Genomic DNA, 23,759 nt, shown 5'->3' on the forward strand with positions numbered 1-23,759 from the left:
GCTTCACACCCATGACAGACCTTCACACGATCCGCGCGGGCGAGCGGACGATCGCCGTCCGCAAGGATCTCCAGGTGCCGATGCGCGACGGTGTCGCGCTGGTGGCCGACGCGTACAGCTGTGTGGACGGCACACCGCGGCCCGCGCTGGTGGCCCTGAGCCCGTACGGCAAGGAGCTCCAGGCACTGGCCCTGACGACCCCGCCGCAGCGCCGGCCGAGCCCCATGTGGGACGGCTGCATCGAGGCCGGCGACATCGCGCGCGTCGTCCAGGAGGGCTACGTCCACGTCATCGGCGACCTGCGCGGCTCCGGTGCCTCCGAGGGCGAGCACATCGGCAACTACAACGCCGGTGGCGTCTCGCTCGGCCAGGACGCGTACGACTTCATCGAGTGGGTCGCCGCGCAGCCGTGGTGCGACGGCAACGTCGGCATGATCGGCATCTCCTACTTCGGCTCTATGCAGGTGCTGGCGGCGGCCGAGCGCCCGCCGAGCCTCAAGGCGATCTTCGTCAGCGGCGGTCACTACGACTTCTACGAGACCACCTACCACGGCGGCGTCATGTGGTTCATGCCGCGCGCCGCCCGTGAGGGGCGCGGTGGCGACTCCGGCTGGGCCTTCACCGACGGCGTCAAGTCCCGCATGCTGGAGACCTACTCGCCCGAAGAGATCAAGAAGCGGGTCGCCGAGCGCCTGCAGGACCCGGACGTGGCTGCCTGGCCCAACCTGGTCCACGTGCTGAACTATCCGAAGAACCACGAGGCCTGGTTCGACATCGTGATGAACGAGGTCGACGGCGAGTGGTACGAGGAGCGCAATCCCGTCACCCTGGCGCCGAACATCGACATCCCGGTCTGGCTCCAGATCGACCAGGGCCGCGGCTGGACGATGGACGGCACCATCGAGGTCTTCAACCGCCTCAAGGGGCCCAAGAAGCTGGACATCGGCCCGTACCCGCCCATGCAGTCGCGCCCGTTCGTCGAAGAGCACGACAAGATGTTCCGCTGGTACGACTACTGGATCAAGGGCATCGACAACGGGATCATGGACGAGCCCGCCGTCACCGTGCACGTCGAGGGCTCACGCCAGTACGTCACGGGGGCCCAGTGGCCGCCGAAGGACGTGGAGCACAAGCCGCTCTACCTCCGCCCGCGCCACAAGCTCTCCTTCGAGCCCGAGCCCATGGGCGCCGAGCACGCCGTCCCCGACGGCTTCTACCAGGCGCCGCTCACGGTCACCGACAAGGTGGAGACGCTCAGTTGGAGCACGGAGCCGTTCACCGAGCCCACCGAGATGATCGGCCAGGGCGCGGCGCACCTCTTCGCGGAGATCGACCAGAGCGACACCAACTTCATCCTGCGTATGTGGGACGAGGCCCCGGGCGGCAAGCGACAGCTCGTCACGACCGCCTACCTCAAGGCCTCGCACCGCGAGCTCGACCAGCGGCGCACCACCGAGGGCGACCCCTACCACCCGCACACCCGCGCGGTGCCGGTCGAGCCGGGGAAGATCGAGGAGTACGTGCTGCGCGTCTACCCGTTCGCGGCGACGTTCCTGCCGGGCCACAAGCTGGTCGTGGAGCTCTCCAACGACGAGCCGCCGGCCGACGCGCACAACGCGCTGCTGCCGCCGGACGCCTTCCACCTGCCGGTGGGCCGCCCCGTCACCCACAAGATCTACCGCGACGCCGCGCACCCCTCCCGGCTGGTGTTGCCGTTCACGGCGGTCACGGCGCCGGACGTGACGCGACCGGGCTCTGCGCGCACCGGAGACGGCGACCGGCGCAGCGGCTCCTGACGAGGCCGACGCCGCCCGGGGGACCGCCGTACCCCGGCGGCCGGTCCCGCCCCGGCCCGCGTGCGCCGCAGACATCCGGCCCTGCACCCACCCCGTGTCTTCCGCGCCCACGAGGCCGTGACCGCAGGCGATCCGACCTGCCGGCCGCGGTCGTCGCGGAACGTCACTGTCCGTGGCCGTCTGCGGGTGCCGTGGAGGCGCCGAGTCACTAGGCTCGTCATCGTGTCCACCGTGTGTGTGATGTCGGCCTCCCTGATCCCCGCCGGAATCGCGGTTGCGACGCGCTATCTCGACCTCGCCGGTGTCTTCTCGTGCGCGCTGCTGGGGGGCGCCGTGGCCCGCACGGCCGGCCTGGATCTGTTCGGGTTCCTGGTGGTGGGCATCATCTCCGGTCTGGGCGGAGGCATGATCAGGGACGTGCTGCTGCAGCACGGCACACCGGTCGCGCTGACCGACTACGCCTACCTGTCGACCGCCATCGCCGGTTCCGTGGTGGTCTTTCTCATCAAACTCAGCGAGGAGTCCTGGACCCGGCTCTTCACCGCCCTCGACGCCGCCGTCCTCGGATTCTGGGCGGTCACCGGGGTCAACAAGACGCTCGCCGTGGGGCTGGGATGGCTTCCGGCCGTGCTCCTGGGCACCGTGACCGCCGTCGGCGGCGGCGCCCTGCGCGATGTCGTCCTCGGCAGGGTGCCGGCTGTCTTCGGGGGCAACGGTCTGTACGCCACTGTCGCCGTCGCGGTCGCCGGAGTCACGGTGCTCTGCGTGTACCTCGGCGTGCCGGCGATCGGCGCCGGCCTGGGCATCACCCTGGCCCTGGCCCTGCGGCTCACTGCCGTGCGGTTCGGCTGGAACCTGCCCAACAGCCTGGACTGGCAGCCCCGTTCGAGGGCGGCTGGGGCACTGCGGTACGGCACCGGCACCAATGCCCGAAACGGGAAAGAGGACCAGTCCCACCCGCGCAAGGAGACGTCGTGACCGACCGAACCCGTGCAGTGCTGTCCGGCCTCGCCGGTATCCGTCAGTGATCCTCAGCTGGGCTCCGGGATGCGGTCGTTCCTTGCGGACGATCAGCCGCATGCCCTTGGGTCAGCCGTCCAGCAACTTGCCGGTGAGCTCGGCAACCCAGGCTCCGTCGCGGACCTTGCCATCGGTCTCGACGGCCGGCGTCCAGGCCGAGACCGGGATCTTCGGCACGTGCTGGTGAACGGTGTCGGTGATCACCATGCCGACTGAGTAGGACAGCCAGGATGCGGTGAGCGGCAGGGCCGCGATCAGGGGTTGGTCTTGATCTTCTTCATGGTCAGGTGGGATTCGAGGCGGAGAACGGCGGGCAGGCCGCTGAGCTTCTCGGTGAGGAAGGCTTCGTAGGCGGCGTGGTCGGCGACCGCGACGCGGATGAAGTAGTCGGGGCGCCCGTACATGCGGCGGAACTCGATGATCTCCTCGTAGGAGGCCACGGTGTCCTCGAACTCCTGGAAGCTCTTGCGGTCCTGGGCGTAGATCTCGACGTCGACGAGGACCTCCAGGCCGCGCCCCAGGGCCTGGGGGTTGATGACGGCTCGGTACCCCGTGATGATGCCGGCTTCTTCCAGTCGCTTGACCCGGCGCAAGCAGGGTGGCGGGGTCAGGCCGATTCGTCTGGCCAGCTCGACGTTGGTCAGCCGTCCGTCCTGACGCAGATGAAACAGAATTTCGTGGTCCACGGCGTCCAGGGCGAATTCATTGCTCATACCTTGATCATAGGGTGGGAAGTGGAAACCATATGAGGCGGGATTGTTTCTAGAATTTCACTCATGGACATAACCCCTGTCGTCACTGGGGGCCAGCCCCGGCCCGTGCCCACTCTGCCGCCCCCGATACGGTCCGAGGTGCGCGCGGCATTGAAGGACTCCGCCGGCGTGGGTCTGGGATTCCTTCCGCTCGGTCTCGCCTTCGGGGCGTTGGTGACGCAGTCGGGCCTGGACTGGTGGTGGGCGGGGCTGTCCGCGGCGCTCATCTTCGGCGGATCGTTCGAGTTCCTGCTCATCGGCATGGTCACCGCCTCCGCCCCGCTCGCGGTGATCGCGGTCTCCGCGTTGCTGGTGAACGTCCGGCACGTCTTCTACACGCTGTCCTTCCCTCTGCACCGCGTGACCGGCCGTCTCAGCAAGGCGTACAGCACCTACGCGATGTGCGACGAGGCGTACGCGCTGACCACCGGCGAGCAGGCCCGCACCTGGTCCAGCCGCCGCATCCTGTGGCTGCAGTTCTTCCTGCACCTGTACTGGGCGGGCAGCTCCACCGCCGGCGCACTGCTCGGCTCCCTCCTCCCCGACAGTGTCACCGGCCTGGACTTCGCCCTGACCGCTCTGTTCACCGTCCTGGCCCTCGACGCCGTCCGAGACCTGCGGGGCGACGTGCCCACCCCTGTCCTGGCCGTGCTCAGCGCCCTGGCCGCCCGACTCCTCTTCCCCGGCGAGATGCTCCTGGCCGCCTTCACCCTGTTCACCGCCGCCCTCCTGGCCCGCCACCTCACCATGTCCCGGAAGCCCCGCCATGCCGCCTGACACCAGTTACGTCATCGCCGCCGTCCTCGTCGCGGCCGCCGTCACCTGGGGCCTGCGCGCCTTGCCCTTCGCCGCCCTGACCCCCCTGCGCGAAAGCGGAACCGTCCAGTACCTCAGCACACGCATGCCCGCCGGGGTCATGGTGATCCTTGTCGTCTACTGCCTCCACGACCTGCCGGTGACCGAGGCCCGCGCCGCGGCCCCGCTCGCGGCCCTGGCCGTCACCAGCGGCCTCCACCTGTGGCGCCGCAACGCGCTGTTGAGCATCCTCGGCGGCACGACTGTCCACGTGATCCTGGCCAGCACGGTCTTCGCCCGCTGAAGCGGGACCTCTCTTGCCTGGCCAATGTGCCCACGACCAGGCCGACGAGCAACACTGGGAAGCCTCAGGAGGCTTCGACTCCGGATTGGACTCCGACGGCGTCCGCGAGCAGGCCAACCGCCTCATCGAGCAGTCCATGGGGGAGTGGGAACGCGTCAGCCAAGGGGAAGCGTCGGCCGACTGACTCGGGCTCTTGGTCCGTGACTGGTCCGGAAGCAGTGGTCAGGAGCGGGAGACCTGTGGGAGGAATGGGAAGTCGCCGCGCAAACCGGGCCCTGCCGTGGGCGGATCCGTTGGTGGTACCGGCGTCACGCGCCTCTGACCTGCGTAAAGCGTGGTCACGTATGGCTCGTTGGAGCCGTCGGCCCGGGAATGGTCCGGATCTTGTCCGCGGCGAGACGGGCCTGGTCATCTGTCGACGGCGCACCCCTTGGCCCGTGGACTGCTCCAAGCGGATGTGCTGGCCCGCCCAGTGCTACGGCGAGGTGGGCAGGTGCGGGGAGCGGAGCACGAGCAGGGTGATCTCGCTGGGGGCGAAGACGCGGAACGGCGGGCCCCAGAAGCCGGTGCCGCGGCTGGTGTAGAGGAGGGTGCGGGTGCCGTGGTGGCTGAGGCCGGCGAGGGCGGGCTGGTCGATGCGGACCAGGTGGTGGAAGGGCCAGATCTGGCCGCCGTGGGTGTGGCCGGAGAGTTGGAGGTCGATGCCGTCGGCTGCCGCCCGGTCGACGAACTTGGGCTGGTGTGCCAGGAGCAGGACGGGTAGGTCGGGGTCGGCGCCGTCCAAGGCTCCGGCGAGGTGGGCGCGGTGGCCCGCCAGGCCGGAGGACTCGGCGGTGACGTCGTCCACGCCGGCGACGACGAGGGTGTCGCCTCCGCGTTCGAGCAGCAGATGCCGGTTGCGCAGCGGCTCCCAGCCCAGCTCGCCCATCAGGTCGACCCAGCCCTGGGCCTCGCTGTAGTACTCGTGGTTGCCGGTGACGTATACACGGGCCCGGGTGGCCCGCACGGTACCGAGTGGGACGGCCTGGGCGCGGCGGCGTTCGGCCGTGCCGTCCGCGATGTCGCCGGTGTGGCAGACCAGGTCGGCTTCCAGGGTGTTCACCGTCTCGCATACCCGCGCCGACCAGCGAGTGCGATCGAGCGGGCCGTAGTGGGTGTCGGTGATGAGGACGACGCGAAGGCCGTCCAACCCGGCACCCAGTCGTGGGAGTCGCACGTCGAGTCGGCGCACGCGTGGCACGCGGCGGGCCTCGGCGTACCCCCAGGCGAGTAGTACGCCGGTCATGCCGAGTACGGCCCAAGTGACAATTCGGGCGCGGTCCTGACTCTCGCCGACGCCGGCCACGGTCAGGGCGAGCCGCAAGAGGACGCCGAGCAGAACGGACCAGGTGAACAGGACCCAACTGGTGCCCAACAGGGTGTCACCGATGATCGCCGCCCGGTCCTGCTGGCGCCGGCCGTGGCCGCGCACCATCGCGAGCGGCATACCGACGAGGCCGAGGGCGAACAGGGCGGTGCCGACCAGCGTGACGGGCAGCGGCCAGTGCTGGCCGCTGTGCAGGAGCACCCAACAGGGCACGGCCCACAGCAGGACGGGAGCGATCCGAGGGATGTAGCGCATCAGGCGGTGCAGCCGGCTCTGCCGCGGAGCGCGCGCTTCACCCTCGGCGGGCCGGGCGTTGCTGGTGTCGGTCACGCTTCCCCTCCCTGACCGGGCTGCCGTCTCGCGCACTGTATCCGGTCGCCCCCGGATCGGCCGACCCGGTGTTCACGGGTGCGGCCCCTTGGGGCGAAGGGTTCTCCGCGGGATGGCACCTGCTGCACCGCGCGAAGTGGGACAGGGTTGATCACCGACCTGGTTGGCAGCGGAACGGTGGAGCTCGGTGTGGGCGCGAGCCCCACTCGCTCCACGGCGCGTTGAGCCGTGACATGGAACGAAGCCGAGTATCTCGACTGCCTGCAGTCCGAGCGGCGTGGCTACGCATGGGTAATGCAGCATTACGGCGGGCTGGCGCCGAAAGAGGCCACAAAGGCCGCTCTGGAGCGCTACCCATACGAACCGGCCCAGGCGCCGTGCCAGAACCCGCTTCTTTCCTGTACTGCTGCGGTTGGCGTTGTCTGTGGTCGTGCCCTGGGCTGCGCAGATCGCTGTTCCGCTACTGCCGGGCCGCGTCCTGTTCGTCAGGGGCGGTCACGGTGGCGGCTTTGCCGTCCTGCAGTTGCTGAAGGCGCTTGAGCGTTGCGGCGAGCATGGCCTGTGTGCCCGAGGGGTCGCCTGCGGTGCCGCCCTCGATCCGTACCCGGATGTTGACCTTGCCCGAGCGGACGTACCCATAGACGGAGTCGTCGCTGGATCCGGGGTTGATGACCAGTGTGTTCTCGTCGCCAACCGGCTTTTTGGGGTTCTGCTGCTTGCTCGTCTCGGTGCCCTTCCACGTCGTGTACTGACGGTGGGCGGCGTCGGCTGATGTGAACAGGCAGATATGTATGAACGCCATGTTGATCGTGGAGCCGTTGTACTCGTACGAGGAATCGCCGCCGCGGACCCAGCCCGTCGGCGCGGAGTCGGCCTCCTTCGTGCCGTTGCAGTACTGCCCTTCCGTCACGGACTTGTCGCCGTGAAGGGACCAACTGGGAAGGGTCTCGCCGTCACCGAGCAGGGCCTGTGTGATCTGGGCCTGGGTGAGTTCCTTCGTGATCGGCTTCAGAGCGGGAGCGGAGACCGGCTCGTCGTCCTTCTGCGCGCCGGAACTGGGAGCCGGCTTGTCGCTGCTGGAGGAGCAGGCGGTGAGCGCGGCAATCCCGACAAGGGCGGTTACGAGGGTGGCGCGTGCACGTGACATGCACACAGCCTATCCAGTGTTGATCATCAAGCCGCGGTTCTTTCTGCTGTTCGGCAAGCCCCCTGAGGGGCAGTTCCTGCTCGACCTGCTCCAGGTCGAGTACCTCACCTTGGACCGCAAGGGCGCCAAGCTGCTGAGGTGCTGCCGAAACTTCACAGGTTCAGCTATGACCCCGTGCCGTCGCTGCTGTGGTTGAAGGCTCCGTCGGTGAGGACGGGCACGATCGCGCTGGCGTTGAGCTCGGTTGCGATGGCCACGTCGTCGGCGAACCCGCTGCGGGCCAGTTCAATGCCCGAGGAGCAGGCAGTCACGGCATCAGTGACGTCGGGAGTGTGCGTGAAGCAAGCCCGTGCGGCAGCCGCCTCGGGGGACAATGGGCCAACGCCTCGCGACTCCAGTTCGGCGATGATCGCCCCGGCACCCAGCAGGTCCTCCAGCGCAGGTCGCAGGCTTCCGTCCGGCCACCGCTCACCAGCGGCGATCACCATGACGGGACGCTCCGCAGTCCCATAGCCGCAACGGGCCAGCCATCGTCCGACAGCTGTGGCGTTACGCAGACAGCCCGCCACCACCGTCGCATCGCCTGCCGCCGCGGCGATGGCCGATCCGTTGGGTGAGGGCAGCACGAGGCGGGGAGTGAACGGGGCATGCCGGAGTGCTGCCGGAGACAGCGACCACGGTGAGGTCGAGGTGGCGGCTCGCCGCCCCACGGCCAGCGCCGCCGTCTTGTTCCGGGCAAAGGCGGACGCCGTCTCGTCACGCCAGGCACAGGGAAAGACCCGGGTTCCCGCCTCGACTGCGACGGTCACCGATGTCGTGAACGACAGCACGTCGACCACCACTAGACAGGCGGCGTCAAGCGCCAATCGTTGGGCACCGGTGGGGCCCCACTCGAATCGGACTCCGTACTCCTCCTGCAGGAACCAGTCGCCCATGGTGGTTGATTCTGACACCGGTGTGATCAACGGGGAGGGGGATCCAGCGTTCGCGGCGGGCCCAGGTCACTGACCTGGCATTTCTCGTCCCACCGGAAGAAACGCACCCTGACGCGGGTGAAGGACACGTCGGAGGTCAGGTGGTGAATCCCGGCATCACCAGGCCGGATTCGTACGCGATCACCACCGCGTGGGTCCGGTTCTGCGCGCCGAGCTTGCTCAGGACGTTCCCGACGTGGGTTTTCACGGTCTCCAGGCTCACCGTGAGCGCCCGGGCGATCTCGGGGTTGGACTGGCCGGTGGCCATCATCCGCAGCACCGCCTCCTCGCGCCCCGTCAGGGCCGCTTTCGGCAACGCCTCGGCCGAGCTCAGGGGGCGGGCGATGACCATCTGGCGCAGGGCCGCCGGGAAGAGGATCGTCTCCCCTGCCGCCACGACCCGCACCACCTCCGCGATCTGCCGGACCGGACGCCGTTTGAGCACGAACCCGCTGGCCCCCGCGCTGAGCGCGGCGGTGACGTAGTCGTCGTTCTCGAAGGTGGTGATCACCACGACCTTCGGCGGGTCGACCGACTCGGCGAGGAGTTGCCGCGTGGCTTCGATCCCGTTGCGGCGCGGCATGCGCACGTCCATCAGGATCACGTCCGGCCGCAGCAGCCGTGCCTGCTCGACTGCCTCTACACCGTCGGCGGCCTCCCCGACGACCGAGATCTGTGGCTGTGCCGCGAGCAGTGTGCGCAGACCGCTGCGGGTCACCTCGTCGTCGTCCGCGATCAGGAGGGTGACCGGGGTGGTGGCGGGCCCGGCGGTGGCGGTGTCAGTCGCGGCAGCGGCAGCCGTGTCCGGGCCGGTCATGCCGACACCCGTACCGGCAGGTGGACCGCCAGCCGCCAGTGCTCCGCCCCATGGGGGCCCGCCTCGAACTCGCCGTGAAGCAGCCGTACGCGCTCGGCGAGGCCGGGCAGACCGTGCCCGGACGTCGGAAAGACGCCCCGGTTCGCACCCGCGTTCGTGCTCTTCTCCTGGCCGGTCCGGTTGACCACACTGAGCCGCAGCCCGTCCTGCGTGGCGGCCACCTCGACCTGGATCGGACCGCCGCCCCCGTGCCGCAGCGCGTTCGTCAGCCCCTCCTGCAGGATCCGGTACGCCGCGCGGGACAGCGTGCCCTGCACCTGTGCCAGGTCACCGGTCAGGTCCGGCTCGACCCTGGCGCCCGTGTGCCGCAATCGGTCGAGCAGTTCGGGTAGATCGGCCAACGTCCGGACCGGCGCGGTCTCCGCCTGCTCCTCACGCAGTACGCCCAGCACGTAGTCCAGGTCCTCAAGCGCGGCCCGGGTCGACTCCTCGATGCTGCGCAGGGCGGCTCGAGCCGCCACCGGGTCGGCGGCGAGCACCTCGCCCGCCACTGCCGCCTGGATCGTTGCCGCCGTCAGCGTGTGCCCGATCGAGTCGTGCAACTCGTGGGCCAGCCGGTTGCGTTCAGCCAGGCGCTGCTCCCGTTCGGCCGCCAGCATGAGGCGCTCGGCGGACGACGGCCCCAACAGGCGTGGCGCCAGCCACCGTAGAGCACTCGACATCGCCACGCACACGAGCACCGCCAGCAGCACGCAGACGATCGCCGTCACCCAGCTCTGCCAGCCCTGCTCCGGCCGCAGCGTCCAGTCGAGCAGAACGATCTCCATATCGCTGCCCGTCCAATGCTCCGGGAGGGCCAGACCCATGAGGAACAGCACGCTGCTCGCCAGTGTCCCCGTCCACCCGAGTGCCACGTGCAGCAGCAGCCAGGCAGGAGTCCGCAGGCGGTCGGCACCGGACGGCACGGCAGGAGCCGGACCAGCACCGGGTGAGTCGGCAGGTCTGCGTACCGGCACCGGGTCCGGCAACTGCACCTTCAGCAGGCGGCGCGCGGACACGATCAGCACCCGCCGCGTGGCGGGGACGAGGCCGACCGCAGTGATCAGGGCCGCCCAGACCAGCAGGGCCAGAGCGGCCCGCATTCCATACGGAGCGGAGCGCCACACCAGAGCAGGGAGCACGGCGAGAGGCAGCAGCGGAGCGCTCGCCACAGCGCCGAGGAAGGCGAACAGCGCGCCCGAATATGTGGAGCCGCGCAGGAACGGCCGGATTGCCCTGATCATGTCGGCAAGTATGGCGGGCCGATGCACAGGGGCCCTCCCCCGATCGGGGGAGGGCTTTCCCACGCCTTCTCGCGATGCGCCCGCGTACCTCCCGCTTCCATGATCGTGTCCTGCCCCATCGAAACGGGAGGACAGCGGATGAAGACACGAAGGACGGCGGCGGTGCCGCAGTACATGGCGACGGCCGGGGCTGCGCCGGTGAGGATGACGTCGGAGCCGCCCGGGGGCCCCGTGGCCGGCATGCGGCCTCCGTCCGCTAGGAACGGGCTGGCCACGGCGGCCATGACGCTGGGCGTCACCGGCCTGTTCACCTCGATCATCTTCGTCGGTGGGCTGCTCGGAGCCATCGGCGTGGTCCTGGGCGCCTTGGGCCTGAGGACGGCCAAGCGGACCGGAGCCGGCCGGGGCAAGGCCGTGACCGGCGTGCTGGCTTCGTTCCTCGCGATCGTCGTGTCCGTGCTGTTCGCCCTCTTCATGGCCTGGTACGCGAACAGAACGCAGGCGTGCTACCAGCCCGACAGCCTCCAGCAATACGCGCAGTGCGTCCGCCGGCACCTCGCCGCGAACTGAGCGGCGACAAGCCGAGCCCCTGTGCCCCATCACCGATAAGGAAGAGCATCCCGGTGCAAAACAAACGCAAGATGCGCAACAAGCGCATGGCGTCTCTTCTGGTTGCCTGCACCGCAGCGACCTTGGCCGCGACGCTGACACCCGAGACGACCTTCGCGGTTTCCGGGGCTGTTGCCAAGGACCCCATGCGGCAGTACACACAGCAGAAGCTCCACTGGCGGCACTGCGACGCGAAGACGCCCGCCACGTTTCAGTGCGCGACTCTTAAGGTGCCGCTGGACTACGGCGACCCCGGCGGCAGGCAACTCGACATCGCGGTGAACCGGTTGAAGGCGAGCAGTCCAAAGGAACGCCGTGGCGTGCTGCTGTTCAACCCCGGCGGCCCCGGTGCGCCGGGCCTGGGCCTTCCGGTCGTCTTGGAGGCGTATCTTCCCCAAGAGGTGAAAAGGCAGTACGACCTCATCGGGTTCGATCCGAGGGGCATCGGGCAGAGCTCTCCGCTCAGCTGCGGTCTGTCCTCTGACGAACTGAACTTCGACCGCGCGTACTACGCCAAAACCTTCGCGAAGGACGTGCGGTGGGCACGCCTGGTGGCACACAAGTGCGCAGCCGAAGAGGGTGACAAGCTGCGGCACATCACCACCCGCGACACCGCACGCGACATGGACGTCATGCGCGCCGCACTGGGAGAGAGGAAGATCTCCTACTACGCAGGCTCGTACGGCACCTATCTCGGTGCTGTCTACATGCAGATGTTTCCCCAGCGGGCCGACCGGTTCGTGCTGGACAGCGCGGTCGACCCCGTGCGGTACGGACGCGGCACCTTCCAGGAGATGGCGGAGGGGACCGAACCCGCTTTCGTGAGGTGGAGCGAGTGGACCGCCCGCCAGCACACGGCCTATCAGCTCGGCACGACCCCGGCCGAGGTCCGCAGGACCTTCTGGGAGATCGTCGCCCAGGCGAACCGCAAACCCGTCGCCACCGACGAGGGGCTCCTCACCGGTGACGACATCCGCTCCGTGCGCGACATCTTCTTCCAGAAGCAGAAGGCCGCCGCCTGGGTCGCCGAGCTGAAGAAGGCTACCGAGGGTGCCGAGCCCGCCACGCCGGCACCCGACCCCGAACTTCCCCCGGAGAACGAGATCGCGGGCCTCTGGGCGGTCATGTGCGGTGACACCTCCGCCACATGGCTGCGCGACCCCGAGCAGTACCGGCGCGACGCCGTCCGCGACAAGGCCCGGTATCCGCTGTACGGCGACTTCGCGTCCAACATCAAACCGTGCGCCTTCTGGAAGCCCGGCAGTGAGACCCCGACCACCGTGAACAACGACGTCAAGGCGCTGATACTGCAGAACGAATGGGATCCGCAGACACCCCTGACAGCCGCCCGGAACATGCACCGGGCCCTGCGGGGCTCCCGCATGGTCACCGTCGCGGAGGGAGAGGGCCACGGCGTCTACGGCGCGGGGTCCTGTGCGGACGAGGTCGCCAATGCCTACCTGACCACGGGCCAACTCCCGGCCAGGGACCTGACCTGCCATGCGCCGGCCGGGCGCTGAATCGCCGCCACCGACCCAGGCTCGGTCGAGAGCGGGCTGAGCGTAAGGCGCCTGACGGGTGAAAACCCAGGTCAGGCGCCTTCTCGCATACGTCTAGAAGAAGCCGAGCTTCTTCGGGGAGTACGACACCAGGAGGTTCTTGGTCTGCTGGTGGTACACCATGTGCACGGCTCTGACCAGTACAAACGCGCTGTGTGAAGGGATACGGCCAGGCTTGGCCCGGGTATGGTCCGGGTTCATGGGAAGAGGGACCCGACCAGCGGTTTCGGTCGCTCTGCTGTTTCGAGAGCAGGGCCGTGAGAGGTGCGGGATTGCGGCGGGTCCAGTGGTGGCGGTGGTGGCGAACGTGGTCGGCATTGATGTAGTGCCACTGATGGCGCTTGAGCTTGGCTCCCAGGCGGTCCTTGACGGTGTCGACGATCGTGAGGTCGTCGGTCAGGACGTATGCTCCGCCGTCGAAGCGGACGTGGCAGTTCGGGCAGAGGCACAGCAGGTTCTCGGTGAGGTTGGGTCCGCCGTCCTCTCTGGCGCGGATATGAGTTGCTTCGCTGTAGCGGTCGCGGGGTGAGGGAAGGACCAGGGCGGTGGCGCATATCTGGCAGGAGTCCTGATGCCACTGCATGAGCTTGCGGACGGCATTGATGCCGTTTTGCCACCGATTTCCGTAGGGGTGTTCGCCGTGAGTCTGCCGTTCGGGGGTGTTCGAGAGGACGGGGGAGGCTTGGCCTTCTGGCGTCGCTACGCGGCGCAACCCGTCGGACTCCCGGCGGCCGCCGACGGTGACCGCTTCCTCTCCCCGTCGTCATGTACGTGTGACATCCAGACCGTCAGCGCCCAGGAAGCCGAGCACACCCGCGACCGGCTGCGGGGCATCGCCGATCCATCCACCGATCGCGATGAGAGACTGGGCACCGGTCAGGACGGCTACTGTCGCCGCACACAACAGGGGGAGCAGCGGATATCGCCGTCCCCGCAGGCCATGCGGGCCGGGCATCCAAATAAGGGAAGCGTCGCAGGTCAGCGGCGTCCTGAGTAGTGGCGCAGAGGTCCGGGAGGGCCAGATTCCCCGCCCCGGCGGGCGTGGCCGATGATGTTCGGGCAGGCACGGTCTCGCTCGGTTCGCATGGGTCTTCGACAACCACGTGATCAACGGCACCGTGCCTGCTCTGCTTCCCGGGGACATCCCAGACCAGGCCGGGACATGACACCACGTCACGCATGAGGCAAACGAACCGGACCGGTCGCGACTATGCAATGCCCCTTCCTGCGAGTCCTCCGCTGACCAGCGCACTCAAAGTTCGGTGACACGTACTTGCAGCCGTCCCCCACGACGCCGTCATCGCCGGTCTCACACCCCCATACAGCAGGAGCCGGCGGGTTGGCTGCGATCACCCTTGTGGCAACGCACCAGGTGTGCCTGTCAACGGCTGCCTTCGTCGGTCGGGTTCGCGGGCCCGACCGCTCACCTCCGGTTCGGCGAGTGGTTCAAGGTTCGGGTCAGGGGCGAGCCGAACCGCCGGAAACCGGATGGCCGGGCGTCGGTTCCAGGGAGCGTTGGCAACCATCGAGCGCAGCAGCGGGTGGGGTTCCGCTTGCGCGAGCTCGTAGGCCGCCGTCGTACTGGCCAGGAGCCGCCAGTTGGTGCCGTCGGAGATGAAGCGCACGTCGCCGTTGGTGGCGGTGGTCAGGATCGTCTCGGTGGTGTCCCAGACCGTGTACGGGAATCCCTTGCCCACCGAACAGGTCACGTTGTGGCTGACGGCCCCGTCGAGGCAGTACTTGCCCAGCAGGGTGGTCTTCGCGCAGTTGGGATGGGCGTAGGACATGTTCGCGCCGCTCGCCGAAATCACGGCGACGTCGGGGTCCAGCTTTTCGGCAAACGGCTTTCCCGTCGACTCGGCGGCGCCGTGGTGGCCGGGCATCAGGACGGTGCACTGGGAGAGGTATTTCTTCGGGACCTTGCGCAGGATGAACGTCTCGGTGTTGGTGTCCGCGTCGCCGGGGAGGACCACCGCGTGCTTGCCGAAGCGGATCATCAGGACGATGCTCTTGCTGTTCGTCGTCCTGCCGAAGTTGGCGGCCAGCGCCATCACCTGTGCCGCACCGGTCGTCGTCGCCGACCCGAAGTCGGCGTCCGGCTGGGGCACGCAGTAGTTCGGCGGGTACCGGAAGACGCTCTGGTCCTTCTTCCCCTCCTGTCGGTTGATCCATTTCTGGACGTCGTCGCTGTAGCTCTTGATCGAGCCGCCGAAGTGCACGTAGGTCGGCTTGGCCGCCTCCGCGATGTAGGGGACGAAGGCGGTGTGGTCGTCGTCGCCGTGGCTGAGCACCACGGTCCTGATGCGGTTGCCGCCGGTGACGGACGTGATGTAGCTCTGCACATGCGTGAACGGCCAGCCTTTGGTGCTCGTCGCCTGTGAGCCGCAGTCGACCAGCATGAACCCGCCGTCCGGGAAGGAGACGAGGACGGCGTTGCCCTGCCAGGTGTTGATGAAGTCGACGACGAGCTTGGGGCCCGGGCCGAGACTCGTCCCGCTGGTGCGAATGAGTTTGGTGGGTGGCATGGTTCAGCCTCCGGTGATCCGGGCCGTGCCCTCGATCGACGTCAGGCCGGCGAACGTCGCGAAGTGAACGTCGGTCGGCGTGACGGCGAGGCGCACGCCGCTGGTGTCGATGAACACGCTCGGCAGGACCGTCACCGGGAAGACGAGCCCCTCGAACGCCATGGTGATGAGCGGGGAGAACACCGCCGTGACCGCCTGCAGCAGCGGCACGGTGAGCGCCGAGAGCAGCCATTCGATCGGACTGCCGTCGGGGCTGATGAGCAGCACGAAAGTGTTGACGTGCTGGGTTCTCGCGCTCACCTGGGTGCCGCTCAGTTCGAGGCCGATCGTGCCGGTCGGCGGCGGTGCCGCGTACAGCGTGTAGTTCACGCCGAAGGTGGTGCACCCGATCGTGATGCCGGCCCGTACGTTGCCGGTGATCGCCGCGGAGAACGTGAACTGCGGCGCGCCCCGGCCGGCGAGGCCGACGTCGATCGCGGCGATGCGTGCCGTCGCCGCGTACTGGGCGGTGCCGATGCCGATGTCGACGCTCCCGCTTTCGCCGAACGACTTACCGACCATGGACCGCACGCCCGCGCGGCCGATCGCTAGCTTGGCGTCGTCGCTCAGCACCGCGAAGAACGGGCTCTGCGGCCAGTTCTCGGGGTACGGCGGCGTGGGCACCGGTCTTCCCGACAGCGCGGCGAGGGCGACGACGTGCCGGGGTGTCACGTCGGCGGCCGGTGGGGTGAGGCCGACGCCGGCGAAGGTCAGTGGCGGCAGGTCGATTCCCGGCAGCATCTCCTGGGCGACCTTGACCGCCTCGGGCAGGATGATGTTGTTGAGGAACCAGTCGTCGGTGGGGTTGCCGGTGGTCCCGGTCGCCTTCAGCGGACGCAGCGTCATATGCGCGCCGAACGAGTCGATCTGCACGTACAGGACGACCTTCACCGGGACGACGGCGTGCTCGCCGCCGCCCTCGATGCTCATCGTCATCTCGTTGGCGACGACCTGGAACGTGGTGTGCTCCAGTGTCGCGGCGTAGGCGTCGATCAACTGCTCGACGGTGAGGCCCGAAGGGGGCTCCAGATGCGTGCGCAGGTGCCGGGCGAGGAGGTGGCGTCCTTCGGGCGGAGGGCCGAGCACCACGGTCGGCGGCGCCTTCACATCCCACGAGACGACGAACTCCAGACCCGCCTTCTCGACGCGCTGTGACCCGGTGAACACCCGGGGATACAACTCGCGATAGACGGCCGCCATGGCCTGCGACATGGCCGCCTCGTCGAGCCCCACCGCGACGTCGAACGGGGTCATCGTCCGCCTCCCGGTCGACGGGTGGCATCGCCGCCGTAGATCACGAATTCGTTCGTCGCCACGGCGCAGGTGTCGCCGACCGCCCGAAGGGCGGCCAGCGCCACCTCGTAGCTCACCCCCAGCACCGCCATAAGGGCTTCGAGCATGTCCGCGAAGCCGAGCCGTGCGATGTCGGCGAGGTAGCCGGCCATCTTCACCACGTCGTCGACGCCGAACACGTGATAGAGCACTTCTGCGATCTCGAGGGCGCTCTGGCCGGCCCAGATGAGGCCGTCGGCCAGTGCCTTGACGTACTTGGCGACATCGGCCAGCAGATCGGCGAAGAACGTCTTCGGATGGTCCGCGATCCATGCGACGATCTGGTTCCACAGGTCGGCGAGCATGTTTGCGACCTGGGTGGCGTCGAGCGAGAACTTCGGGTGGAAGTTGAACGAGCCCCAGTTGAGATTGAGGTCGAGGGCGACGCTCGCCTGGGTCGTCTTCAGGACGAGGTCGATCATCAGCGTCGCGTTCGGCCCCTCGACGACGACCGGCGGCAGCACCGGCCAGCCGTCGATCTTCACACCGTTCGGGAAGTTCAGCGAGAAGTCGAACGAGCCTTTCGCGTGCCCCTCGAACCCCGAACTCTTCGAGAACGACGCCGTGAACTCGGCGCGGAACAGTTTCGCCAGCAGGGTGTGGAAGTTGACCTCGAACCCGTCGGCGGTGACCGATCCGGAGAACGACTCGTCCACGCCGAGCACCTGCAGCGCGCCCGACGCCGTGAAGTACGCCTTGTCGGACCTGCCGACGGTGAGAACGGCGTACGGGTTGACCGGCATGACCGCGTACGTCACCCCGGTGGGCAGCGGGCGGGCGTGCCGGAACGTGATCTCGTCGATGCGGCTGCGGACGGGGATGCCGGTCAGCGCACTGGTGTCGATCCGCATCCGCGGGCCCTTCGTCCCCTCGGCGTCGGAGATCTTCAGGAGGCCCGCGATCTCGATCGGCTTGCTCAGGGCGCCGTCGGCGAGGATTCCGCGCTTCCTGTCCACCTCCAGCTTGAGGGCGAGTTGCCAGTCGTAGAGCGTCAGATCCGCGTCGATGCCGATCCCGGCCGGGTAGTAGCCGCCGGGGCCGGTCCAGCCGGCCGGGTTCCCGACGATGTAGAAGGCGAGCTTGGTGAACGCGAGGCCGTCGAGGAGCGGTACGTCCGACAGGTCGAGCGAGGTGAACTGCTTGACCAGGTCCGTCACCTTCAGCGGCCGATGCGACATCGACTCCAGTGCGCAGACGAACGCGTCCGGCACCTCGAAGTCCTTCACGTCGCCGCCGACCGTGAACTGGAACTGCGTCGCGGGGTCGTCGCCGATGACGAAGGTGCCGAGCACGCCGACGCCCAGGCCCTCCGCGTCGAGCGAGACGGCGAGCCCGAACGTGCGGACCGTCAGGCCGGCGATGCCGAAGGGGTGTTCCCAGTCGGCGACGCTGATGGCGAACGTCGCGCTCGTCGGCGGCCCGAGCTTGACGGCGCCGACGCCGCGCAGCGTCAGCAACTCCCCGAACATCACGAAGCGGGCGCCGGCGGTGATCGAGAATTCGCCCGCGCCGGGCTTCATGGCGACTTCGAGGCCGGTGAAGCTGACCGCGTTCCGACCCGCGTCACCCGGCAGGGACGCCTTGATCTCGGAGTCGACGATGTTCGAGGGGTCGATGCGCGCGTACAGGTCCAGTTCGAGGTCGTGGTCGAAGAGGTCGCGCAGCAGCGAGAAGACGTCACCCTTGAGCTCGACGGAGCTGAAGAACGTCACCCCGGGCTGGATCACCGGCGGCACATAGGGCAGGCGGTCGAATCCCGGCAGGGTGAACTGCTGGTCGGTGATCGAGGACAGGATCAGGCCCGCGTCATGGACGTCGATCACGTCCATGACGCTGCGCAGCCCGCTCCAGAGCCGGTCGGGCTTCCACCCGGGCTGGACCACCAGGCCGACGGCGAAGCCTGTCCTCCCGTCCGTGCCACGGCGCACTTCGAACGCCAGCGCGGCCTGGCCGATGTCCTGGACGTCGACCGTCGTGGCGAGGTCGAAGCGGTAGGCCGTCGTGCCGGTCAGCCGCCGCGTCCGGCCGGCGGCCGCCTCCATGCGCAGCCGCACCAGCGAATCGCGCAGGACGATCTGCGGCACTCCCTCGGAGTTCGGGACCCCGCCCCCGGTGAGCACCGTCGCCAGCCGGGTGAGGTCGATCTCGGGGAAGGTGCCCTGCAGCACGAAGTCCGCGCCGGGCATCTTCCAGTCGGCGAAGAACCGCGCGATCTCCGTGTCGTCCTCGGCGAAGAGGACGGCGCTCGCCGCGATCTCGCCGCTGAAGCCGCTCGCCGGCGCGGCGCCGTCGTACCCCAGGGCCAGCGAGGCCTGTTCGAGCTGGAACCGCGCGATCCCGATCGGGATCTTCCAGTCGCTTGAGACAGCGAGTTGGAACGCGTATTGCTGCTGCGTAAAGTCGGCGGCCACATAGAGGTCGTCCAGGGCGATCGCGGGAAACGACGTGACGCTCGGGACGAACTTCTCGACGATCCGTGCCAGCGGGATCGGCTCGTCCGGCTCGACGCTCCCGGTGAAGACCATCTCCGGGTACGCGGCGGTGATCGACACCGGGATGTCGCTCAGGAAGGTGAACGTGCCGCTCAGCAGCGCGGTGACGGCCGGGGTGTCGGCCGGGCTGTCGACCATGAAGTCGACGTTGACGTCCGGGATCTCGACCCAGTCCGGCACGACGGTGATCGGCTTGGTGGTGCCGACGCCGAGTCCGATCGCCGTGAGCGACAGCGGTTCGAGGCCGATGTGGACGCTGAGGTCGCGCAGACCGACGTAGGAGCCGATCTCGAAGACACCGTCGAGCATCGTGCCGATCGGCGCGCCCCGGACGAAGTCCTGCAGCTCACTCATCGCATACTGGCTGATCCCGCGCAGGTCGGCGCCGAACGTCAGCATGGTGCCGACGCCCGTGAAGCGCAGCGACACGGGGATCGGCGGGGCGCTGCCGATCTGCACCTCGGAGACGAACTGCAGGTAGGTCTCGAACGGTGGGGGCGGGACCTGGATCTTTCCGGCCCCGGAGGGCTGCGCCGAGACGGCGGTGAACACCAGCGGCAGGTCGAACCCCTGGATCGGAAGCGGTGTGACGGGAGCCGCCTGCAGTTGCATGAGCGGCGCGGTTTCCGGGCCGGTGATCGCGCCGTCGAGGTCGTTCAGCCGTAGACCCGTCAGGTTCCCGAGTGCGCCGAGGACGCCTTCCAGTTCCAGCGTGGCGGCGGAGAATGTCAGGCCCACCGCGACCGCCGGGGTGCCGTCCGTGGCGGCCCGTTCGATCGAGCTGTACCAGAAGGCAGGCGCGTCGAAAACGAGTTGGGTGAGGACCGACCGCTGCTCGCTCCAGACCGGGAAGGCGTTGCCGAGGTTCCAGGCCACGAGGGGGCGCGGCTGGTCGAGGGGCGGCAGCTCGGCGAGCAGGCTCGGCAGCCCCGCGTCGGCGAGGTCGAAGGAGACCTTCAGCCGGGCCGGCGCGAGGCCGAGCAGCAGGTCCATGGTGCCCGTCAGGACGACGGCCGAGCCCTCGATCCGCGGGTCGTCGGGGGCTCGCAGCGCCCAGTAACCGTCGGTCAGGGGGAACGAGTCGGTGATGAGGGAGGCGATCGCAGGGGATCCGAGGTAGTCGGGGGCCATGGCGAAACGGCGGTCCTCGCCGCTGCCCGTGATGCATCCCTGGACGGCGGTGAGCAGTTCCTGCAAGTCATGAGGTGGCATGCCGCTCCTGAAGCCCGAGTTCCTTCAGACCGGCGTTCAGCGCGTCGCTGAGATGGCCGAGCACGGCCCTGTCGTTCAGGCCGGCGTTCAACTTGCTGATGAGCAGGTCCTGGAACATCGGGGTGTTCGCGATCCAGTTCGTGACCTTGTCGTAAAGGCCCGGCTGGCTGTTGAACCCGTCCTTGTTGCCGAGGATGATGCGCAGCGCCCCGATCCTGAGGGTGATCGAGTTCGCCTGCGCGAACAGTTTGTTGTCGGAGGTCGCGGTGAACGTGGCGGCCACGGTCAGCGAGAGCGCTTGGGCTTGGTCGCTGAACGTCCCGCGGACGTTGAACCAGTCGTCGGCGGCCCGCGCGCGCGGTGCGCGAGCGGCGTGGGCTCGCAGTGCGCGGTCGCGGTCGAGCGGCCACGGCTGTACGTGGTCGACGACCTCCTCGCTGTCGGGCGCGTGCACCGGGATGCCGGGCAGCCCGAGGGCGGTGAGCTGTTCGTTCGACAATTGTTCGGCCGAGGCCACGTAGTCCATGATCTTCTGAGTGTCGTGTTCGCCCGGGTTGTCCCGCTGATATGCCTTGACCTGGGCGTTGAACTGCGCCATCGCGTTCTGCAGGTCGGCGAACTCGTTGCCCGGTTCCAGCGCCAGGCCCGCCTGCTCGCGCATCTGCTGCACGGCCATGTTGAGGTAGGTGTACGTCTTGAACCCGCCGGCGTACTGCGGGCTGTCGCCGATCTTCGGCGGCTGTCCGGGTGGATCCTCACCGGACTCCTGCTGCTGGTAATAGCCGGTGGAGGCGGTCACCGCGTCGGCGCTCGTCTTCTGCTGGGAGAGCACTTGCCGGTACAGCCCGGCCGCCGGGACCTCGGACGCCGGCGCGGTCGTCACCGACTCGATCGTGTCCTCGTGCAGGTAGTACGTCCCGACGAGGACCTTGCCGTTCTCCGATTGTCCCAGGCCGTGCGGGTCGTCGCGGTACCACGTCGCGAGTTCGAGCCGCGGGTCGGCACTGTCGCCGGCACTGGACGGCGGGTTGCCGAGCAGCGTCGCCGCGGTCGCCAGGGCGCACCCCGTGAGGCCCGACGCGCCGACGTCGTAGGCGCCGGAGAACAAGATCCGCCCGAACCGGAGCGTCAGGGTGACGTCCGTGGCGGTGGAGCTCACCGGCCGGCACGCGGCGGTGCCGTCGGTGAACGTGTCTAGGCCGCTGAGCACCGTCGCGGACATGGCGATGCCGAGGTGCTCGGCCGCCCAGTCGAACATCGTCTGCTCGGGGATGTCGCCAATCGCGACGACGGGGAACGGGGGGATGTCGATGCCCAGGGCCGGGACGCGCAGTCCGTCCCGGATGATCGAGCCGAGGTACCACTGGCCCGAGGCGGGCGAGTTCAGCAGTTGCCACAGGCGGGCGACGAGATCGCAGTCGGTGTTGTCGCCCGCGCCGGGGAGGAGCGTCATGGCCGGGGGTGTCCTTTCTCGGGCGAGCAGGCGGTCGCAGTGCCGTAGGAGTCCAGGAACGGCTGGTCGACGAGGTGGGCGGCCAGCGCGTCGAGCGCGTCGCGGTGCGGGCCGCCGGGGAGCAGCGCGAGCTCTGCCCGGGCGGTGGTGACGATCGCGCGCGCGTCCCCGAGCGCGCGGACCCAGCCGTTCCCGTGGCGCAGGAGCCGGATGCCGTCCTCCAGCTCGTCCTCGGACAGCGGCCGTCCGTCGGTGATGCCGTGGAGCGGGTGGTCGCCGGGCAGGTCGTCGAGGGTGTAGAGCAGCGGCAGGGAGAGCCGGCCCTGCCGCAGGTCCGTGAGCGGCTCCTTGCCGGCGGCCGACTCGGGCCGTACGACGTCCAGCACGTCGTCGACGACCTGGAAGGCGCGGCCGAGCCACCCGCCGAAGCGCCGAAGACCACCCACCACCGAAGGCAGTCCGCCGACCAGGCGCGCGCCGCTGTCACACGCGAAGGCGACGAGCCGCCCGGTCTTCCGGTCGACGGTCCGGAAGTAGCGGCGCACGAGCGCGGAGCGGTCGCCCGGCCGTGCCACCAGCATCTCGTCGAGCTGGCCGCGGCACATCTCCTCACCCGAGGCGAGGAAGTCGCGCATGAGGGCGATGTCTTCGCGCGTCTCCACATGGGCCGACATGGTCCGGGTGGCCTGCACCCACTGCAGGTCGCCGATGATCAGCGCCAGTTCGTAGCCGCGGGAGGCACTCACCGTGGGCATGCCGCGACGCGTGGGCGCCCGGTCGACGATGTCGTCGTGGATGAGCGATCCGACGTGCGCGAGCTCCAGCGAGACCGCGGCCGCCACGGCCTTCTCGGGCAGCACGTCGACCGGCGTGCGCGCGGCGGCGTGCGCGCTGAGCAGGAGCAGTAACGGACGCAGGCGCTTGCCGCCGCGGTGGAACGCGAGCTCAGCGTCGGAGAGGTACGAGCGCTGTCCGTCGAGGAGATCCTCAAGCCGCGCGTCGAGCGCCGCCACCTCCGCCGCCACCAGCGAGCGCGCCCGGCTGTAGGGGTGTGTGACCACTGCCTCAGGCATAGGGAATCTCGGCCAGGATGTTCTTGAGTGCCTCGTTGGCGAACGTCTCAATGTTCTCGATCACGTCGGGCTGGTTCAGGAACGTCCGCATGCCGTTCACCAGACCCCCGTTGGCGACTCCCTCGTTCACCGCGATCTGAGCGAGGTCCTGTACCCACTGCGGCTCACCGTCCACGTCGAAGTCGACGGTGACCGCCTTGGGGTCGACCGTGAGGCCGACACCGAGCACATTGACCGTCAGGGGCCCGGACCCGCTCGTGTTCAGCCGGACGATGAGGGTGAGGATCGCGTCGTGTGCCCGGCCGACGAACCTCCCGCTGGCGTCGGCCGTCCAGCGCCGCTCGCCGCAGTCGTGCGACTCGGGCGAGACGGGCTCGCAGCAGCCGATGGAGAACAAGTAGTTCGGCTTGGCGGGGTCGTCGGCGTCGAGAGTGAAGGGCTGGTCGGTGGTGCCGACGCTGACCACGGCGGTGAAGACGGGCTCCATGTCGGAGAAGCTCAGGCTCACGGCCTGCATGACGCTGAGATTCGTGAACAGGATGTTCGTCAGTTGCAGGGCCGGCGCGGTCGTACAGACCGGCGGGTATCTCACGTCGTCGCGCGCGCACGCCGAATCGCCCACGTCATCGGGCACGTCCGGGATGTCGACCGGTGCGCTCGTCCCCCCGGGTACCGCGGGATCGTAGGAGGGCAGCCCCCACTCCGGGTAGCCGTCGCGGATGATCCGCGGAAGGTACATCGGGTTCGCCGGATCAGGGTCGAACGTCCGCTTCCACAGGGCCCCGATGATCGCTTTGGTGATGGGGCCCGGTGGCTCTGAGACCGTCACGGACTCGCCGCGCGAGGCATGGTTCATCTCTGTCCTCCCAAAGCGGGCCGAA

The 23,759-nt window shown here is 68.7% G+C and carries 20 protein-coding genes and 2 pseudogenes; 7 read left to right on the plus strand and 15 right to left on the minus strand.

Annotated elements, in window-relative coordinates:
• Positions 1–11 precede the first annotated feature (11 nt).
• Positions 12–1,796, plus strand: coding sequence for a CocE/NonD family hydrolase (locus ACTYVM_RS11340; protein ID WP_445525793.1), 1,785 nt, complete (start codon positions 12–14; stop codon positions 1,794–1,796).
• 222 nt (positions 1,797–2,018) lie between these two features.
• Entirely contained in the window at positions 2,019–2,774 is a 756-nt protein-coding gene (locus tag ACTYVM_RS11345; RefSeq protein ID WP_445525794.1) for a trimeric intracellular cation channel family protein, read from the plus strand.
• 42 nt (positions 2,775–2,816) lie between these two features.
• Here the strand turns inward: ACTYVM_RS11345 and ACTYVM_RS11350 are convergent.
• Both ACTYVM_RS11350 and ACTYVM_RS11355 read right to left on the minus strand, forming a co-directional pair.
• Positions 2,817–3,044: pseudogene (locus tag ACTYVM_RS11350) on the minus strand (IS1380 family transposase); the annotation flags it as partial.
• Positions 3,045–3,070: 26 nt separating this feature from the next.
• Complete coding sequence (locus ACTYVM_RS11355) at positions 3,071–3,529, minus strand: Lrp/AsnC family transcriptional regulator (protein ID WP_445525795.1); 459 nt, start codon at positions 3,527–3,529, stop codon at positions 3,071–3,073.
• A 63-nt stretch (positions 3,530–3,592) separates the two neighbouring features.
• Between ACTYVM_RS11355 and ACTYVM_RS11360 the strand changes: the two genes are divergently transcribed.
• Together ACTYVM_RS11360 and ACTYVM_RS11365 are read left to right on the plus strand one after the other, a co-directional pair.
• Positions 3,593–4,345, plus strand: a complete 753-nt coding sequence (locus tag ACTYVM_RS11360; protein ID WP_445525796.1) for an AzlC family ABC transporter permease — start codon at positions 3,593–3,595, stop codon at positions 4,343–4,345.
• Complete coding sequence (locus ACTYVM_RS11365) at positions 4,335–4,667, plus strand: branched-chain amino acid transport AzlD family protein (protein ID WP_445525797.1); 333 nt, start codon at positions 4,335–4,337, stop codon at positions 4,665–4,667. The genes ACTYVM_RS11360 and ACTYVM_RS11365 overlap by 11 nt, the downstream gene beginning before the upstream one ends.
• Positions 4,668–5,142: 475 nt before the next feature.
• Here the strand turns inward: ACTYVM_RS11365 and ACTYVM_RS11370 are convergent, their stop codons facing one another.
• The 5 genes from ACTYVM_RS11370 to ACTYVM_RS11390 all read right to left on the minus strand — a co-directional run bounded on the left by ACTYVM_RS11370 (position 5,143) and on the right by ACTYVM_RS11390 (position 10,584).
• A complete protein-coding gene (locus tag ACTYVM_RS11370; protein ID WP_445525798.1) occupies positions 5,143–6,363 on the minus strand; it encodes a metallophosphoesterase in 1,221 nt (406 codons plus the stop codon).
• Between the two features lie 460 nt (positions 6,364–6,823).
• On the minus strand, positions 6,824–7,510 hold the full coding sequence (locus ACTYVM_RS11375; RefSeq protein WP_445525799.1) for a hypothetical protein: 687 nt from the start codon (positions 7,508–7,510) through the stop codon (positions 6,824–6,826).
• 164 nt (positions 7,511–7,674) lie between these two features.
• Positions 7,675–8,445, minus strand: a complete 771-nt coding sequence (locus ACTYVM_RS11380) for a 2-phosphosulfolactate phosphatase (RefSeq protein ID WP_445525800.1) — start codon at positions 8,443–8,445, stop codon at positions 7,675–7,677.
• A 136-nt stretch (positions 8,446–8,581) separates the two neighbouring features.
• Complete coding sequence (locus ACTYVM_RS11385) at positions 8,582–9,301, minus strand: response regulator transcription factor (protein WP_445525801.1); 720 nt, start codon at positions 9,299–9,301, stop codon at positions 8,582–8,584.
• Positions 9,298–10,584 (minus strand): sensor histidine kinase, encoded by a 1,287-nt coding sequence (locus tag ACTYVM_RS11390; protein ID WP_445525802.1) that lies wholly within the window; start codon positions 10,582–10,584, stop codon positions 9,298–9,300. Before ACTYVM_RS11390 ends, ACTYVM_RS11385 begins: the two co-directional genes overlap by 4 nt.
• A gap of 138 nt (positions 10,585–10,722) precedes the next feature.
• Between ACTYVM_RS11390 and ACTYVM_RS11395 the strand changes: the two genes are divergently transcribed.
• Positions 10,723–11,154, plus strand: coding sequence for a DUF4190 domain-containing protein (locus ACTYVM_RS11395; RefSeq protein WP_445525803.1), 432 nt, complete (start codon positions 10,723–10,725; stop codon positions 11,152–11,154).
• Positions 11,155–11,339: 185 nt separating this feature from the next.
• Positions 11,340–12,713 (plus strand): alpha/beta hydrolase, encoded by a 1,374-nt coding sequence (locus ACTYVM_RS11400; RefSeq protein ID WP_445525804.1) that lies wholly within the window; start codon positions 11,340–11,342, stop codon positions 12,711–12,713.
• A gap of 93 nt (positions 12,714–12,806) precedes the next feature.
• On the opposite strand, the gene ACTYVM_RS11405 is transcribed toward ACTYVM_RS11400, so the two are convergent.
• Entirely contained in the window at positions 12,807–12,953 is a 147-nt protein-coding gene (locus ACTYVM_RS11405) for a hypothetical protein (RefSeq protein ID WP_445525948.1), read from the minus strand.
• Between the two features lie 268 nt (positions 12,954–13,221).
• Positions 13,222–13,335 (minus strand): annotated as a pseudogene (locus tag ACTYVM_RS11410) (hypothetical protein); the annotation flags it as partial.
• A 99-nt stretch (positions 13,336–13,434) separates the two neighbouring features.
• Between ACTYVM_RS11410 and ACTYVM_RS11415 the strand changes: the two are divergent.
• Positions 13,435–13,749, plus strand: a complete 315-nt coding sequence (locus ACTYVM_RS11415; protein WP_445525805.1) for a hypothetical protein — start codon at positions 13,435–13,437, stop codon at positions 13,747–13,749.
• 352 nt (positions 13,750–14,101) lie between these two features.
• Here ACTYVM_RS11415 and ACTYVM_RS11420 read toward each other — a convergent pair whose 3' ends face one another.
• Genes ACTYVM_RS11420 through ACTYVM_RS11445 form a run of 6 tightly spaced genes read right to left on the minus strand, consistent with a single transcriptional unit; the run spans position 14,102 to position 23,734 of the window.
• Positions 14,102–15,277 carry a ComEC/Rec2 family competence protein gene (locus ACTYVM_RS11420; protein WP_445525806.1) on the minus strand — a complete coding sequence of 392 codons (1,176 nt, stop codon included), beginning with the start codon at positions 15,275–15,277 and terminating at the stop codon, positions 14,102–14,104.
• A gap of 3 nt (positions 15,278–15,280) precedes the next feature.
• Positions 15,281–16,570 (minus strand): hypothetical protein, encoded by a 1,290-nt coding sequence (locus ACTYVM_RS11425; RefSeq protein ID WP_445525807.1) that lies wholly within the window; start codon positions 16,568–16,570, stop codon positions 15,281–15,283.
• The gene (locus ACTYVM_RS11430; protein ID WP_445525808.1) at positions 16,567–20,352 is read right to left on the minus strand and encodes a hypothetical protein; all 3,786 of its coding nucleotides are present in this window, start codon (positions 20,350–20,352) and stop codon (positions 16,567–16,569) included. The genes ACTYVM_RS11425 and ACTYVM_RS11430 overlap by 4 nt, the downstream gene beginning before the upstream one ends.
• The gene (locus ACTYVM_RS11435; RefSeq protein ID WP_445525809.1) at positions 20,339–21,805 is read right to left on the minus strand and encodes a hypothetical protein; all 1,467 of its coding nucleotides are present in this window, start codon (positions 21,803–21,805) and stop codon (positions 20,339–20,341) included. Before ACTYVM_RS11435 ends, ACTYVM_RS11430 begins: the two co-directional genes overlap by 14 nt.
• Entirely contained in the window at positions 21,802–22,878 is a 1,077-nt protein-coding gene (locus ACTYVM_RS11440) for a polyprenyl synthetase family protein (protein WP_445525810.1), read from the minus strand. Before ACTYVM_RS11440 ends, ACTYVM_RS11435 begins: the two co-directional genes overlap by 4 nt.
• Positions 22,871–23,734, minus strand: a complete 864-nt coding sequence (locus tag ACTYVM_RS11445) for a hypothetical protein (RefSeq protein ID WP_445525811.1) — start codon at positions 23,732–23,734, stop codon at positions 22,871–22,873. The genes ACTYVM_RS11440 and ACTYVM_RS11445 overlap by 8 nt, the downstream gene beginning before the upstream one ends.
• Between the last annotated feature and the right edge of the window lie 25 nt (positions 23,735–23,759).

The organism is Streptomyces cyslabdanicus (genome assembly GCF_052663305.1).